This is a genomic window from Corynebacterium sp. BF-R-2, from assembly GCF_024586525.1.
GTDB classification, from domain to species: domain Bacteria; phylum Actinomycetota; class Actinomycetes; order Mycobacteriales; family Mycobacteriaceae; genus Corynebacterium; species Corynebacterium singulare.
The window spans coordinates 15,421-30,182 of the sequence record NZ_JAMFTP010000014.1; the positions used below are offsets into that span (position 1 = coordinate 15,421).

Annotated in this window: 12 protein-coding genes; 4 read left to right on the forward strand and 8 right to left on the reverse strand. The window is 61.0% G+C overall.

Annotation, left to right across the window (positions count from 1 at the left end; translation table 11 throughout):
- Positions 1–6: 6 nt before the first annotated feature.
- Positions 7–2,154 (forward strand): N-acetylglucosamine-specific PTS transporter subunit IIBC, encoded by a 2,148-nt coding sequence (gene nagE, locus M5J09_RS10820; RefSeq protein ID WP_257157857.1) that lies wholly within the window; start codon positions 7–9, stop codon positions 2,152–2,154.
- 156 nt (positions 2,155–2,310) lie between these two features.
- On the opposite strand, the gene M5J09_RS10825 is transcribed toward nagE, so the two are convergent.
- Complete coding sequence (locus M5J09_RS10825) at positions 2,311–3,975, reverse strand: acyl-CoA synthetase (protein ID WP_257157858.1); 1,665 nt, start codon at positions 3,973–3,975, stop codon at positions 2,311–2,313.
- A gap of 155 nt (positions 3,976–4,130) precedes the next feature.
- Between M5J09_RS10825 and M5J09_RS10830 the strand changes: the two genes are divergently transcribed.
- Genes M5J09_RS10830 through M5J09_RS10840 form a run of 3 tightly spaced genes read left to right on the forward strand, consistent with a single transcriptional unit; the run spans position 4,131 to position 6,792 of the window.
- Positions 4,131–4,946, forward strand: a complete 816-nt coding sequence (locus M5J09_RS10830; RefSeq protein ID WP_042529039.1) for a GDSL-type esterase/lipase family protein — start codon at positions 4,131–4,133, stop codon at positions 4,944–4,946.
- A gap of 59 nt (positions 4,947–5,005) precedes the next feature.
- Positions 5,006–6,139 (forward strand): S-(hydroxymethyl)mycothiol dehydrogenase, encoded by a 1,134-nt coding sequence (locus tag M5J09_RS10835; protein ID WP_257157859.1) that lies wholly within the window; start codon positions 5,006–5,008, stop codon positions 6,137–6,139.
- 32 nt (positions 6,140–6,171) lie between these two features.
- Positions 6,172–6,792, forward strand: coding sequence for an MBL fold metallo-hydrolase (locus M5J09_RS10840; RefSeq protein WP_070536999.1), 621 nt, complete (start codon positions 6,172–6,174; stop codon positions 6,790–6,792).
- Between the two features lie 24 nt (positions 6,793–6,816).
- Here the strand turns inward: M5J09_RS10840 and M5J09_RS10845 are convergent, their stop codons facing one another.
- The 7 genes from M5J09_RS10845 to M5J09_RS10875 all read right to left on the reverse strand — a co-directional run bounded on the left by M5J09_RS10845 (position 6,817) and on the right by M5J09_RS10875 (position 14,730).
- Positions 6,817–7,626: a cytochrome c biogenesis CcdA family protein gene (locus M5J09_RS10845; RefSeq protein ID WP_257157860.1), complete on the reverse strand. Its 810-nt coding sequence runs from the start codon at positions 7,624–7,626 to the stop codon at positions 6,817–6,819.
- Positions 7,627–7,707: 81 nt separating this feature from the next.
- Positions 7,708–8,586: a thioredoxin domain-containing protein gene (locus tag M5J09_RS10850; RefSeq protein ID WP_257157861.1), complete on the reverse strand. Its 879-nt coding sequence runs from the start codon at positions 8,584–8,586 to the stop codon at positions 7,708–7,710.
- 273 nt (positions 8,587–8,859) lie between these two features.
- Positions 8,860–9,726, reverse strand: coding sequence for a glucose-1-phosphate thymidylyltransferase RfbA (rfbA, locus tag M5J09_RS10855; RefSeq protein ID WP_257157862.1), 867 nt, complete (start codon positions 9,724–9,726; stop codon positions 8,860–8,862).
- Positions 9,727–9,841: 115 nt separating this feature from the next.
- The gene (locus tag M5J09_RS10860) at positions 9,842–11,206 is read right to left on the reverse strand and encodes a bifunctional dTDP-4-dehydrorhamnose 3,5-epimerase family protein/NAD(P)-dependent oxidoreductase (RefSeq protein ID WP_257157863.1); all 1,365 of its coding nucleotides are present in this window, start codon (positions 11,204–11,206) and stop codon (positions 9,842–9,844) included.
- Entirely contained in the window at positions 11,207–12,211 is a 1,005-nt protein-coding gene (gene rfbB / locus M5J09_RS10865; RefSeq protein ID WP_257157864.1) for a dTDP-glucose 4,6-dehydratase, read from the reverse strand. It abuts the gene before it with no gap.
- Between the two features lie 32 nt (positions 12,212–12,243).
- Entirely contained in the window at positions 12,244–13,602 is a 1,359-nt protein-coding gene (locus M5J09_RS10870; protein WP_257157865.1) for a M1 family metallopeptidase, read from the reverse strand.
- A gap of 42 nt (positions 13,603–13,644) precedes the next feature.
- Entirely contained in the window at positions 13,645–14,730 is a 1,086-nt protein-coding gene (locus M5J09_RS10875) for an alpha/beta hydrolase family protein (protein WP_257157866.1), read from the reverse strand.
- Positions 14,731–14,762 lie beyond the last annotated feature (32 nt).

Below are 14,762 nucleotides of genomic sequence, written 5' to 3' on the forward strand. Positions count from 1 at the left end.
CCTTTTATGAAATTCACTGTGATGGGGCCGTTGCAGCGGCTCGGAAAAGCCCTCATGGGTGCTGTGGCGGTATTGCCCGTTGCGGCGATTCTCAGTGGCGTTGGCTACTGGATTTCCAGCGCCGCTGGCGCCGACAACCTCGCTGCCCAGCTGCTGATCAGCTCCGGTGATGCGGTGCTGGCTAACCTGGGCTGGATCTTCGCTATCGCCATTTCCTTCGGCCTGGCAAAGGATTCCAACGGTGCCGCAGCGTTGTCGGGCTTTTTGGCTTTTGCCACCTTCATGAAACTGCTGGGCCCCGACGCCGTGGCCGGTTACCGCGGCATCGACGACCCCACCGCGCTGACCGGTGATGAGGCACTGGACTGGGCTGCACAGGGCTGGAACGCCGTGGGCGGCGGCAACGTCCTCTTCGGCATCCTCGCCGGCATCATGGCGGCGTGGGTCTATAACCGCTTCCACGCCACCAAGCTGCCGGACTTCCTAGCCTTCTTCTCCGGACGGCGCCTCGTGCCGATTCTCACCGCCATCTTCGCCATCGTGGTCTCCGGCATCCTCTACTTCGTGTGGCCGTTCATCTACCACGCACTGTTCAACTTTGGTGCCTCCATCCAAGGCCTGGGTGCTGCGGGCGCTGGTATCTACGGCGTGGCCAACCGCCTGCTCATCCCAACCGGCCTGCACCATGCTCTGAACTCCGTCTTCTGGTTCGACGTTATTGGAATCAATGACATTGGCAATTTCCAAAGTGGCCAGAAAACCATCGAAGCAGCAGCTGCTGCTACCTCCGCCGCTGACTGCCCGGGCATCTGGGCCAACGGTCAGTGCACAGTTGAGGGTGTTGTTGGGCGCTACCAGGCCGGCTTCTTCCCCATCATGATGTTCGGTCTTCCGGGCGCGGCTCTTGCCATGTACCTGCGCGCGGATAAGAGCAAGCGCAAGGTCGTCGGCTCGCTCATGGCCGCTGGTGCTCTGGCCTCCTTCTTCACTGGTGTGACCGAGCCGCTGGAGTTCTCCTTCATGTTCGTTGCCCCGCTGCTCTACGTGGTGCACGCGCTGCTCATGGGTCTCTCCGTCTTCATCGCCGCAGCTATGGAATGGACCGCCGGCTTCGGCTTCTCCGCGGGGTTCGTCGACATGCTGCTCTCCTCCCAGAACCCGCTGGCCAACAAGTGGTACATGCTGCTGGTGATGGGCGTAGGTTTCTTCTTCCTCTACTTCGTCATCTTCTACTTCCTCATCGGCTGGCTTAATCTCAAGACCCCGGGCCGCGGTGAGGACGATGCTGCCGCAGAGTCCGCCGAGGATTCCGCTAGCGGCGATGACAAGACCGCGCGCGATGCTGGCTACATCATCGAGGGGCTGGGTGGTAAGGACAACATTGACTCCCTGGACTACTGCACCACGCGCCTGCGTGTCGGTGTGAAGGAGCGCGCGCTTGTCGACGACTCCCTGATCAAACGCGCCGCCGTCTCCGGCGTTATTCACCCCTCGGAGAAGAATGTCCAGGTCATCGTGGGCCCAGCGGTGCAGTTCATGTATGACGAGGTCAGCCACCAGCTGCGCCACGGCTCCCCGGCCCTGGCTAGTGCAGGTGCCGTGGGTACTGGAGCCAGCGTGCCTGCCAGCGCCGAGGGCGCCAGCAACAGCAGCGTTTCTTCTAGCAATTCCCACGTCGAGGCCGAAGGTATTGACGTGCGTGCCCCGTTCGCCGGAGACGTCGTCGAGCTCTCCCAGGTGCCGGATGCTTCCTTTGCACAGGGCATGGTGGGCGAAGGTTTTGCGGTGATGCCTGATGCCGTCGATGCCTTCGACGTCTGCGCCCCGGTAGACGGAAACATCACCATGGTCTTCAAGACGCGCCATGCCTTCGGCATGCAGACCAAGGACGGCGTCGACCTGCTTATTCACATCGGCATCGACACCGTGGAGCTCAAGGGCGAAGGATTCACGGCCCTGGCCAAGAAGGGCGATACCGTAAGCGCCGGCACGCCGATCATCGCGGTGGATGCCAAGGTGCTGCGCGAGCGCGGCGTCAATCTCATCACCCCGGTGGTGTGCCCGACGGCCAAGCAGGTCGCCAGCATCGACATCGCCCGTGAGGGCCATGCCCTGCCAGGCGAGGTCGCAGCAACCATCATGCGCAGCAGCTAACCTGATTCGGCTCAGCCCAGACATAAAAGCCCAGACATAAAACTGCCCTAGTTGCCAAAACCAGCGGTGCTCCATGCGCTGAGGAGCGAAGGTTTTGGCAACTAGGGCAGTTATGTCCCCCGGTGGGTCCCATGTCATGAGAAAAATGAGTGTGGGCTAGTCGGTGTCGCGCAGCAGGCGCGGCACCACCTTGCCGGTGGCGTTGCGCGGCAGCTTGTCCAGGAAGTGAACATCACGCGGCACCGAGTGGTCGGCGAGGTTATCGCGGACCCAGGTGCGGATGGCGTCGGCAGTCACGGCCTTACCCACAGCATCGCGCGTGGTTACCGCCCACACGGCGATGCGCTGGAAGGTGGTTTCGTCCTTGACACCACCGGCATGGACCTCGGCGATGCCCGGCATGGTTTCGAGCACCTCGGTGACGGACTGTGGGTGCACGTTTTCACCGCCGACGATGATCATGTCATCGGCGCGGCCCACGACATGCAGGTAACCGTCGGCGTCGATATAGCCCAAGTCACCGATGGAAATGAGGCCATCGACCTTGTTGAGCGGAATCTTCGGGTTGGTATAGCCAATGAGCGCGGTGGAGTTAGTCAGGTAAATCTCGCCGACCTCGCCGTGGGGGACTTCATTGCCTTCCTCATCGAGGATGCGCAGCTTGGTACCGGAGGCGATCTTGCCGCCGATGGTGGGGTCCTTGGCCACCTCTTCCATGGTGGCGGTTGAGGCTAGGGCTAGCTCCGTGGAGCCATAGACATTGCAGAGAATCGGGCCGAAGCGCTCGTGAGTTTCCTTGACGATTTCCGGGGTCAGCGCATGGCCCGCGGAGGCGATGAACTTCAGGCTTGAGGTGTCATATGTCGAGTCTGGGTCGGCAGCCACCATCTGACGGAAGAAGACGGGGGAGGAGAGAAGGCCCTCGAGGCTGTAGCGCTGGATGTCATCGAGCGCTGCGGATGGGTCGAAGACGCGGCGGGTAACAATGGTGTTGCGCAGGCCCAGGGCAATGTTGAGGCAGGCCCAACCCCAAGTGTGGAACATCGATGCGGTCATCTGAACCTTCTGGTCCGCACGCCACGGTATGGAGTCCACGATGGATGCCAGCACCACCGGCAGCGTGGGCTCGGGGCGCATAATTCCCTTGGGGATTCCGGTGGTCCCGGAGGACATGAGCACGATATGCCCATGGTTGGGCCAGGTGGGGAGCATGTGCTTCTCGACGCCCCTCCGGTCCGCCACAATCTCGCGCAGCGAGGGCACAATGGCAACCGCGGCGGGACGCTCTGCACCAGACTCGTGTCCGATGACGACAGTGAGGTTGTCAGGTAGCTCGCCGTCGGCGGGGGCGAGGCGGTCGGCGAATTCATCATCGATGACGAGGACGTTGATGCGGTTCTCTTCGATGCAGCCAGCGAGCTGCTCAGGCGAAGAACCAATATTCAACAGGAAGATGTGCGCGCCGGCGTAGCCCTTGGCGGCTAGCGGGGTAATGATGCCGCGGCCGTTGCGGGCCATGACGCCAAGGCGAATGTCATCGAGGCCAAGCGAGAGCAGCCAGCGGGCAAAGGTCTGGGATTGCTCGCGGAGTTGGCGGTAGGTGAGGGCCCCGTCATCGTCGATAAGCGCAAGGCGTTCCGGGCAGGTCAGGTAGGCCTGCTCAACCTCGCGGGCGGTGGTGAAGCGGTAGCGTGCCAGAACTGGCACGGTTGCGGCCAATGCGCGTGGGCCGCCAGCCGAGCTAAGGAGCCCGGCTTTAAAGAGGGCGGGAACAAAACGTGCGAGAGCGGCGGCGTGGAAGGCGATATCAGAAGGGTTCATAGGTTTCTTATCGGCGCGAGGGGGATGGGGAGTTACAGGCTATAAAAAGAGCGAAATGTTAAAGCTGTTGCTATTGTTACATAAGCTTCGACCGTCAGTTTAGTCTATTATGGTTTTGGCCTAGAACATACCCTTTCCCGAAAGGACATCGTCACATGAAGTCTACCCAGCGCCTCGCGGCCGTCTGTGCATCCCTCCTCGTGGCGGTTGGCCTGTCCCAAGCGCCCCAAGCTGCAGCGGCGGAGCGCAACCTTGTCTCCTTTGGTGATTCCGTCTTGGCTGATCCACAGCTGGATGCTTATATGTCCTCGCGCCTGGGCTCCTCGGGTCGCAACCCCAGCTTGGATTGCCCGTCCGGCAACAACTTTGCCAAGCGCACCGCCGCCAAGCTGGGCATGCCAGTGGCGGATTTCTCTTGTTCCGGTGCGGTATCGATGTCTCAAGGTCCGCAGGTGAATGCGCAGGTGGATGATGCTATCCGCCGCGGCAAGCTCACCGCCGATACGCAGCGCGTGATCTATGCCAGTGGATTCAATGACACCTATAACAATGCCGGCCTGTCGGACCGTGACTTGCGCGCGCGGTGGGTCGGTGCCAATGCGCCGATTATTCACAAGATCCGTGCGGCCGCCCCGAATGCTCGCATCCAGATTGTGGGATACCCGACCATCGGCTCTGGCGACCGCTATTGCCTGCTGCACTTTGGTCCGCAACCTGCGGATGCCACCGCTCTGCCGATGGTTCAGCGCTATGAGAATGTTGCTCAGTGGATGCAGGTGGATCTCGCGCACGCGACCGGCGCGGAGTTTGTGGATCTTAAACCGGCGACGTGGGACCGCGGCATGTGTGCAAATTCCGACAAGCGTCTGTGGGCAGGACTCGTCGACTTTTCCGCTGGCCCAGGCAACCTTCCGTTGCATGTGAATTCCCGCGGCCACGAGTATGTAGCGAATATTCTTGCGCGCTCCTAAAGTGTGATCCTCGTTGGGGGTAGGTGCGGGCACTGTGGTGTTCGCGTAGCCTCGGGCGCATGACCGTTAATGAAAACGTAAATGAAAACAACTCTCAGCAAGGTGCGGAGACCGTCCGTGGTGTGATTGCCCGCTCCAAGGGCGCTCCCGTGGAAACCGTCAACATCGTCGTGCCGGCGCCCGGTGAGCACGATGTCGTGGTGAAGGTGCAGGCCTGCGGCGTGTGCCACACGGATCTGGCCTACCGCGATGGTGACATCGAGGACGCCTTCCCGTTCCTGCTGGGCCACGAGGCCGCCGGTGTGGTCGAGCGCGTCGGCTCCGCCGTGACCCACGTGGAAGAGGGTGACTTCGTCATCCTCAACTGGCGCGCCGTCTGCGGCGAGTGCCGTGCGTGCCGCAAGGGCGAGCCGAAGTACTGCTTCAACACCCACAACGCGTCCAAGAAGATGACCCTTGAGGATGGCACCGAGCTCACCCCGGCTTTGGGTATCGGTTCCTTCGCAGACAAGACGCTGGTCCACGAAGGTCAGTGCACCAAGGTAGAGGACACTGACCCGGCTGCTGCTGGCCTGCTCGGCTGCGGCATTATGGCGGGCCTCGGTGCAGCCGTGAACACCGGCGATATCCAGCTGGGCGAGTCCGTGGCTGTCTTCGGCTGCGGCGGCGTGGGCACCGCAGCCATTGCCGGCGCGCAGCTGGCCGGTGCCGCAAAGATCATCGCTGTGGACCTCAACGAGAAGAAGCTCGAGACCGCCCGCGAGTTCGGCGCCACCGACACCGTCTGCGCCAAGGACCTGTCGGAAGACCAGGTCATCGACGCCGTCCGCGAGCTCACCGATGGCTTCGGCACCGACGTCACCATCGACGCCGTTGGCATTCAGCCCACCTGGCGCCAGGCCTTCTACTCCCGTGACCACGCTGGCCGCATGGTCATGGTGGGCGTTCCGAACCTCACCGACCACGTCGACATCCCGGCTATTGACCTCTATGGCCGCGGCGGCTCCATCAAGCCGGCCTGGTACGGCGACTGCCTACCGGAGCGTGACTTCCCGGCCTACGTATCCCTGTCCAAGAACGGCCAGTTCCCGCTAGACAAGTTTGTTTCCGAGCGCATTGCGTTGGATGACGTCGAGGAGGCCTTCGAGACCATGAAGTCCGGCAAGGTTCTGCGCTCGGTCGTCGAGCTTTAAAGCAAAGCCTTTAAAGGAGAAAGGAGTCTGGAATGAAGATCGAACAATTTGAAACTTCCGGCAAGTTCCGTCTTGACGGCGGCGAGTGGGACGTGGACAACAACGTCTACATTGTGTCCGGCGGCCAGGAACTCTACATCGTGGACCCAGCGCACGATGCGGAGCGCATCTACAGCGAGGTGGGGGAGCGCTCTGTAACCGGCGTGCTCCTTACCCACGCCCACAATGACCACTGCGAGCTCGCACCGGAGATTGCTGAGCACTATGGCGTGCCGCTCTACCTCCACCCGGACGATGAACAGCTGTGGCGCGAAACCCATGCCGAGGCTGACTACACGGCCTTGGAAGATAACCAGGTCATCAAGGTCGGCGGCGAGGATCTCGTGGTCTTCCACACCCCGGGCCATTCCCCGGGCTGCGTTGTGCTGTACGACGCCACCGATAACACGCTGCTCTCCGGTGACACCCTCTTTAACGGTGGCCCGGGCGCAACGGGCCGCAAGTACTCGGACTTTGATGTCATCATCGAGTCCCTGCGCAACCGCGTGCTCAACCTCCCGCCGGAGACTCGCGTTCTTCCGGGGCACGGCGATGAGACCACCGTGGGTGCGGAGGCCGCGCGTATCGATGAATACGTCGCCCGCGGCTACTAAGCGCTCATAAGAGCGCTTGAGTTATTAGCCCGCATGCTCCTCGAGGGGCGTGCGGGCTGCTTTTATGCCCACTGCCACCGTGGCGGCTAGTGATAGGCCGAACCATACCCAGGCATCCGCAATGCCTGCGCTGAATTGACGTGCCCTCTCTTGAATGGCGAACTGCGCGTCAGTGCTCAGCGCGGCGGGCAAGGTGGCGCTGCCATAGCTGAGGATGAACAGCGCACCAATCAGGATGAAGAACACTCCTGAGACGATGGAGAGCGTGTTCGTGCGCACCGGGCCGAGCGTTATCTCCCGCCCGCGCAGCCAACGCCACGAGCCGACATCGAAGCGCTCCCAGAGCGCCGCCAGCACGAACAGGGGCGCGGCCATTCCGAGCGCATAGGCCACCATGATGAGCCCGCCATACAGTGCGGATCCGGATGCCGCCGCCGTGGTCAACACAGCTCCCAACAACGGTCCCGCGCAGAAACCGGCAAACCCATAAACCGCGCCCAGCAGGAACACTCGTCCGCGGGCTTTACCGGACAAGGCAGCCATGCCGGGAATTCGGAACCCGCCGCCCAGCGCCGTGTACAGTCCCAGGGCAATGATGATCCACCCCGCTACAGCGATGACGTGATTGCGGTACTGCGCCAAGAATGCTGCCAAGCCCATGCCGATGGGAACCAGCGTGGTGCACAGCCCCAGGAAGAACACCACCGTCTTGGCCAGCAGTTCACGCTGCGAGGTGAAAGCGTAGGCAAAAAAGGCGGGGACCAGCAGTGCTGAACAGGGGCTAATGAGTGTCAGAACACCGGCGATGACCGCGCCGACAAGTCCGATGCTCATAGGCTCACCCCCACGGCGTACCCGCCCAGCAGGGCGGTCAGAATAACGAGGGCGATGAAAAGCCAGACGATAGGTGGTGTCTTAGGCATTGGCCGCTTTACCTAGCTGTTCTTGGATGACTTGGTCAAAGGCCTCAGCCGGTTGGGCGCCACCGATGAACTGATCTCCCACCACGAAGGCTGGGGTGCCCGAGATACCAATCTGGGAGGCGTAGCTCGTGGCCGTTTCGATGACCTCTGAGTAGGTGTCATCCGTGGCCTCTTGGCGGAACTTCTTCAGGTCTTTCACGCCGGCCTTCTGCGCAAACTTCATGAAGTCCTCGATTCCAAACTCAGGGTGGCCGCTGATGTCCTTGCTGGCGGAGTAGAGCTCGTGCTTAAACTCCGCGAATTTGCCCTGTGCTGCAGCGGCGCGTCCGGCCTTGGCGGCCTCGACAGCGGCGGGGCCATTGACAGGGTAGTCGTTCCACTCGATGCGCACGAGCCCCTTGTCCACGTAGTGCTGCAGTGTCGGCTCTGTAACGTTGGCGTGACGAGAACAGAACGGGCACTCAAAATCGGAAAACTCCGAGATGACCACAGGAGCGTCCACCGCGCCCACTGCAAAGGGATCATTGTCCTTGCGGCGATGCACCACCGTGATATCCCCGGACATGGTGTCTCCGCCGGGACCGAACATCATGGGATCCCCGGTACCGTCGGAAAATTTCGTGCCGGGCGTGGCCTTGTCAGCATCTTTCGCAAGGTCCTGGCTGGCGGTGGGGGACTGGACTGCAGTGCTGGATGCCTCCCCAGCAGCTGCGTTCCCTTCAGTGTTGGAGGACGCGCGATCTGCCAGCAGGAAGCCAATGGTGACGGCCAGAATTACAACGAGCACCAACAATCCCCACGCTACGGGGCTGATGGTGGAGAGCACTGACTTCTTCGGCCCACTGGTGGGCCGGGAGGATTGATTAGGCATGCGATTACCTTAACGCGACGTGGTTAAGACTGTGAGGCTGAGTCCGGTGTTTTTTAAAAGTGCAACCCTAAAAACCGAACCACGCAGTTGGGCTTCATCGCGCGCTAACGCAGCGCTTGACGACGACCTGCATGAGTCGCCTTTCACCTCTGGACAGATAAAAGCACTGCTACACAGGCCGTGCCCCATCAGCTCTGTTGATACAGCACTGGTGGTGCGATAACCTCACACCTCGCCGCGTCAGACGGAGGAGCAGGTCCCACTACAGGGTTTTTAGCCCTCTTGGGCAGCGGCGAGAAGGTAGCTCCCGTAGCCGGATTTGAGCAGCGGCTGTGCTAGCTCAATAAGCGCGGGGGCATCGATGAAACCCTGTGTGAAAGCAGCCACTTCAGGGGAGCCGATGACTGCCCCGGTGCGTTTTTGCAGTACCTCCACGTAGGCTGAGGCCTCGCTCATGGAATCCACCGTGCCGGTATCCAACCACACATCACCGCGCTGCATGCGCTTGACACCCAGCTGTCCGCGGCGCAGGTATTCCGCGTTGACCGCGGTGATTTCCAGCTCGCCGCGCGCGCTCGGGGTAATGGACTTGGCAATCTCCACCACGGAATTGTCGTAGAAGTACAGGCCTACCACCGCATAGTTCGATTTCGGATTGTCTGGCTTTTCCTCGATGGAGAGCGCCTGGCCGCTTTCGTCGAATTCGACGACGCCATAGCGCTGCGGGTCAGACACTTCGTAGGCAAATATAATGCCGCCCTCCGGATTGCTGCATTCATTGAGCGCGGTGGAGAAGCCGTGGCCCTCAAAGATGTTGTCGCCCAAGACGAGCGCTACGTCATCCTCGCCGATGAAATCCTCTGCGATGAGGAAGGCCTGCGCCAATCCTTCTGGCCGCGGTTGCACCGCGTAGTGCAGCATGATGCCGAGCTGGGAGCCATCACCCAGCAGGCGCTGGAAGGCGTCTGAATCTTCCGGGGTGGTGATGATGAGAATTTCGCGGATGCCCGCTTGGATGAGCGTGCTTAGCGGGTAGTACACCATCGGCTTGTCATAAATGGGCATGAGCTGCTTCGAGATGCCCTTGGTAATGGGGTAGAGGCGCGTGCCGGAACCGCCAGCAAGAATAATGCCCTTCATGGTGTTTAAGCTTAACGGAGGTCACCGCACTGGCGTGCGGTGCCGGGATTGGAGAACATAACACTTAACTTCCCACTTAACATAACACGTGGGAAGTTAGGTGTTATGTTGAGTGTTATGCAGGGTAAAGGCCCAGGTAGAGGGCTAAAGCGGCCCTCCAATTCATAGGTTTAAAGCCGGTGGCTTCAATCTTGGACAGGTCGAAGGTGGACTCCTTCGGGCGCGGAGCCTCCGGGCCGGCAATCTCGCGGTACTGCTCGGTGCTCACTGGCGTGACGTCGGCAGGGTCCTTACCTACTCCGGTAAAGACAGCCATGGCTATTTCATCGCGGCCCACCACGTCACCGGAGTTGGAGATGTTGTACACGCCGTACTCGGCTTTGGTCTTGAGCAGATGGATAATGCCTTTAGCTAGGTCCTCGGCAAAGGTGGGGCGCCCGCGCTGATCGTGAATGACCGCGGGTTTGACGCCCTTATTCGCCAGGGAGCGCATCGTGGCCATGAAGTTGGCGCCGTCGCCAAAGACCCACGAGGTGCGGACCACATAGTGTCGCGGTGCAGTCTGCGCAGCAGTATCTCCCGCCGCCTTGGAAGCGCCATAAGCAGAGAGAGGGGAGGGCAGCTCCTCTTCGGCGTGAATTTCGTGGGAGCCATCGAAGATGTAGTCGCTGGAGACGTGCACCAGGGTGAGGTTATTCTCTGCCGCAATGAGCGCTAGCTTCGCCGGTGCTGAAGCGTTGACCGCCCATGCACCAGCGCGGTCCTCCTCGGCGCCATTGACGTCGTTATATGCCGCACAGTTGATGATGGCGGAATACTGCCGCCACGGACGCTCGGGTGGAGCGGTGATATCGAAGTCCTCGTGCCCACAGAACTCCACCGGGCCGAGGCCAGCCTGAGGGAGAAACTTCTGCAGTGCGCGGCCCAACTGTCCGTTGGCACCGGTGACGAGGATGCGGCGAGGGGGCATCGGGGAGACGTCGCCAAGCGCGGGGTGTTCCTTATCCTTGTCGGAGATTTCCGTCGGCTCCAACGGCCAGTCCACCATACCGAGGTTTACGCAGGTGTACTCCGCATCCGGGGACCAGTGGTCATTGACCAGATAGGAATAAGCACAGGCCTCCAAGGCCTGGAAGCCGTTAGCCACGCCGCGTGGTACGAAAACCGCGACGTCCGGGCGCAGCTCCTGGGTAACCAGCTCGCCATAGGTGTCCGAGCCCTCGCGCAGATCGCACCACGCGCCGAAGGCCCGGCCCGAGGCCACAGAAACAAACTTGTCCCACGGTTCTGCATGCAGGCCGCGGGTGACGCCCTTGTCCGCGTTGAAGGAAACGTTGTTCTGCACTGGGCAAAAATCTGGAAGTCCGGCTGCGCGCATCTTCTCGCGCTGCCAGTTTTCCTTGAACCAGCCGCGGTTGTCGCCATGGACATCGAGCTCCACGATGAGCAGGCCCTCAATGGCCGTTGTCTGAACCTTCATTTACTGTCCTTGCTTGGCATAGTTGGCTTCCACGGCGTCCTTGTCTGGGCGCCACCAGTCTTCGTGTGTGCGGTACCACTCGATGGTCGCGGCAAGACCCTCGCGCAGATCCGTGTAGCGCGGGGCCCACCCCAGCTCACGCCGCAGCTTGCTGGCATCCATGGCGTAGCGCTGGTCATGGCCGGGACGGTCCGCCACGTGCTCATAGCGCGGCTCGCCGTTGTCGGTGGCGCCCATCAGCTCACAAATCATCTCGATGACCTGGCGGTTATTGATGTCCTCTTGATCGGCGCCGATGTTATAGGTCTCACCGACCTGCCCACGGTCCAGGATGGCCAGCACAGCCTCGTTGTGGTCATCCACATGAATCCAGTCGCGCACCTGCTCGCCCGTGCCGTAGAGCTTGGCGGGGTGGCCGCTGAGAAGATTGGTGATTTGGCGCGGGATGAACTTCTCAATGTGCTGGTAGGGACCGTAATTATTGGAACAGTTTGAAATTGTTGCGCGCAGTCCAAAACTGCGCACCCATGCGCGCACCAAGTGATCCGAGCCGGCCTTCGTGGCGGAGTACGGCGAGGACGGATTGTACGGCGTGGTTTCGGTGAAGTAAGTGTCTGCGCCAATGTCCAAGTCACCGAAGACCTCATCGGTCGAGACATGGTGGAGGCGTACATCGTAGCGCCGACATGCTTCCAGCAGCACGAATGTGCCCATCACGTTCGTGTGAAGGAACGGCGACGGATCCCGCAGCGAGTTGTCATTGTGGGACTCTGCGGCAAAGTGCACCACGGTATCCGCTTGGGCCACGAGCTTATCGACGACCCCCTCATCCGCCACATCCCCCACCACCACAGTGGCCTCAACCCCATCCAGGTTCGCGCGGTTACCCGCGTAGGTGAGCTTGTCTAGGACAGTAATGTCCACCTCGGGCCGCTGCTGGGCCACCAGACGAACGAAATTTGCCCCAATAAAGCCGGCACCGCCGGTCACAAGCAATCTGCGCATGGTGCTCAAGTGTAGGGCATGGGGGCACATTATTAAGCGGGGAACTTGGGCAGCTTTGCGTGATTGAGCCACTCATCAAGAAGATCATCCACCGCGGAGGGATCCACAGCCACAGCACGGAGCCGGCTGATGAGGTCCTCCGGCACCACCGTGGAATGCTGCGCGGAGGCAAGGTACTCACGGATCGTGAGGAAGAAGAGCTCGTCCCCCAACAGACGGCGCAGCGCGTGGACGGTGAGCGCGCCGCGCTTGTATACGCGGTCATCAAACATGTCGCGCGTGCCTGGGTCGCTGAGGACCACGTCCTGACGCTTGCGAGCAAGCACCTGATAATGCGACCGTGCCGAGGCATGCGCCGGGTGGCCATGTGCATGTTCACGCCACAGCCATTCGCAGTAGCACGCAAAACCTTCGTTGAGCCAGATATCCTTCCACTCACGCAGGCCGACTGAGTTGCCGAACCACTGGTGGGAGAGCTCATGGGCAATGAGGCGCTCGAAGAGGTGATCGCCCTTGACGTGGTTGGAACCGAAAATGGACAGGCCTTGGGCCTCCAAGGGGATTTCCAGCTCATCATCGGTGATGACCACTTGGTAATTGGGGAAAGGATACTCCCCAAACAGTCCGGCGTAGAAGTCCAGCATCTCCTGCTGCTGGGCAAACTCATCGAGAACCAACTGCTTAAGGTGAGCTGGGGCCCATGCTCGAACGTTGCGGCCCAGAGTGATGTCGATGAACTCGCCCACCTGCACCGTGGCGAGGTAGGTCGCCATAGGGTTCTCAACGCGGTAGTGCCAGCGCGTCATCGAGCCGCCGGAGCGGCGCCGAGAGATGAGTGCGCCGTTAGAAATCACAATGAAGGGGTCGTCCGCGGTGATGCGGATATCGTAGGTTGCCTTTTCACCAGGTGCGTCATCACACGGGAACCAGCTCGGTGCACCGTTGGGCTGGCTGGCAACCAAAGAGCCAGACTCGGTTTCCTCCCAGCCGATTTCTCCCCACGGCGTGCGCAGCGGACGCGGTGAGCCACCATAACGGATGTGCAGCTCAAACTCCTGGCCTTCTGCGATGGTTTCAGCAAAGGTCAGCCGCAGCTTTCCGCCGGAGAGGCGGTGGCGTGCCACGCGTGGAGCATTCTTTGAGGTAACGCGGCGAGCCACCATGGCGCCGCCCAAATCGAGAGTGAGCTTGTCCAGCTCTTCGAGTGCGCGGATGCGAAGTACTGCAACGCCGTGGAGCATGTTCGGCTCCACACGATAAGTCAGGTCCAAGTCATAATGAGTGACTTCAAAGCCGACGTTGAAATCCACCCCCGTATAACTATCACGGGTCTGTGCGGGAGAACCCGTAGCGGCGGCGATATGCGAAAGGGCGGTGGAGAGCAGCTTCATAATGCCGCTATCCTACCGCCCTTATCCTGCAAGGCCGAAAAGCTAGGCGCTCTCCGTGAAGGCCGCCTCAAACGTGGGCCAGGACTTCTCCAGATCCTCGCTCCAGCCCGGCCAGGAGTGGGTTCCCACGTTGCGGAAGTTGTAGGTCGCCGGAATATTCTGCTTATCCAGCTTTGCCTTGAGCATGTGGGTGCAATGGTTGACGCCTGCCTCAATGACGCCGCCCTCAACCTGCAGCTGAGCGGAGCCAAGGAATGCTGCCGCCGGGTTGTAGCCCTTGTTGATGTAGTAGGACGGGGTGTCCTTCTCACCGGCCAGGCCGCTGGCAGAAGAGATATACAGGTCAGTTCCGCGCAGCTTCTCCGAGTTCATGAGGGCATCGTTGTAGCGGTTGTACGGCGATCCCATCGGGCCCCACATTTGCTCCGGCTGTGCACCGCCACGGTTGACGGTGACGCGCAGGAACTCATACTCCAGCGGGTAGGCAGTCGCGGCACAACCTGCAAAGGATCCCGCAGCGTCATAGAACCCCGGGTTGTGCTGTGCCAGCAGCAGGGAAGACGTGGCGGACATGGACATGCCAGCGATGGCGCGCTTGTTGTTCGCGTTGAGACGGGCCTCTAGTGGTCCCGGAAGCTCCTTGGTTAGGAAGGTCTCCCACTTCTGTGGGCCCTTGAGGTGCTTACCGTTCGGTTCCTCCTGCCAGTCGGTGTAGTAGGAGAACGCACCTGACTGCGGAATAACGACATTGACGTCCTTGTCCGCATAAAAGTCCACGACGTCAGAGTTGTAGAGCCAGTCTGTATCTTGCTCGGCGGAGCCAGCGCCGTTGAGCAGGTAGATGGTGGGGCGGTCCGGGTTTTTCGCCGGAATAACGGCCAGCGGAACGACACGGCCGTTCATAGACGGCGAGGTGGCTTGCAGTTTGAGCAGCCGTGGATCGTCCTTGTAGTAGCCATACCACTTTTGGCTCTCGACCTCGGGGGTGGGCTCCAAGTCTGACACGGTGGACAGTGCGGTGTTGCCCGCAACCTCCTGCGGTGTAAGAGTGGCGGCACCCGCTACGGGACTTACCAGCGCGGCTGCGGTGAGCGCGCCGGTGGCGAGAAGAGAGCTAAGACGCTTCATGGGGATCCTTATTCGACAAATGTTATGGCGAG

Coding starts and splice junctions, on each gene's coding strand:
- M5J09_RS10830 (WP_042529039.1), top strand. CDS start 4,131: ATGAAGTCTACCCAGCGCCTCGCGGCCGTCTGTGCATCCCTCCTCGTG.
- M5J09_RS10825 (WP_257157858.1), bottom strand. CDS start 3,975: ATGAACCCTTCTGATATCGCCTTCCACGCCGCCGCTCTCGCACGTTTT.
- M5J09_RS10875 (WP_257157866.1), bottom strand. CDS start 14,730: ATGAAGCGTCTTAGCTCTCTTCTCGCCACCGGCGCGCTCACCGCAGCC.
- M5J09_RS10845 (WP_257157860.1), bottom strand. CDS start 7,626: ATGAGCATCGGACTTGTCGGCGCGGTCATCGCCGGTGTTCTGACACTC.
- M5J09_RS10860 (WP_257157863.1), bottom strand. CDS start 11,206: ATGAAGGTTCAGACAACGGCCATTGAGGGCCTGCTCATCGTGGAGCTC.
- M5J09_RS10840 (WP_070536999.1), top strand. CDS start 6,172: ATGAAGATCGAACAATTTGAAACTTCCGGCAAGTTCCGTCTTGACGGC.
- rfbB (WP_257157864.1), bottom strand. CDS start 12,211: ATGCGCAGATTGCTTGTGACCGGCGGTGCCGGCTTTATTGGGGCAAAT.
- M5J09_RS10850 (WP_257157861.1), bottom strand. CDS start 8,586: ATGCCTAATCAATCCTCCCGGCCCACCAGTGGGCCGAAGAAGTCAGTG.
- M5J09_RS10870 (WP_257157865.1), bottom strand. CDS start 13,602: ATGAAGCTGCTCTCCACCGCCCTTTCGCATATCGCCGCCGCTACGGGT.
- rfbA (WP_257157862.1), bottom strand. CDS start 9,726: ATGAAGGGCATTATTCTTGCTGGCGGTTCCGGCACGCGCCTCTACCCC.
- nagE (WP_257157857.1), top strand. CDS start 7: ATGAAATTCACTGTGATGGGGCCGTTGCAGCGGCTCGGAAAAGCCCTC.
- M5J09_RS10835 (WP_257157859.1), top strand. CDS start 5,006: ATGACCGTTAATGAAAACGTAAATGAAAACAACTCTCAGCAAGGTGCG.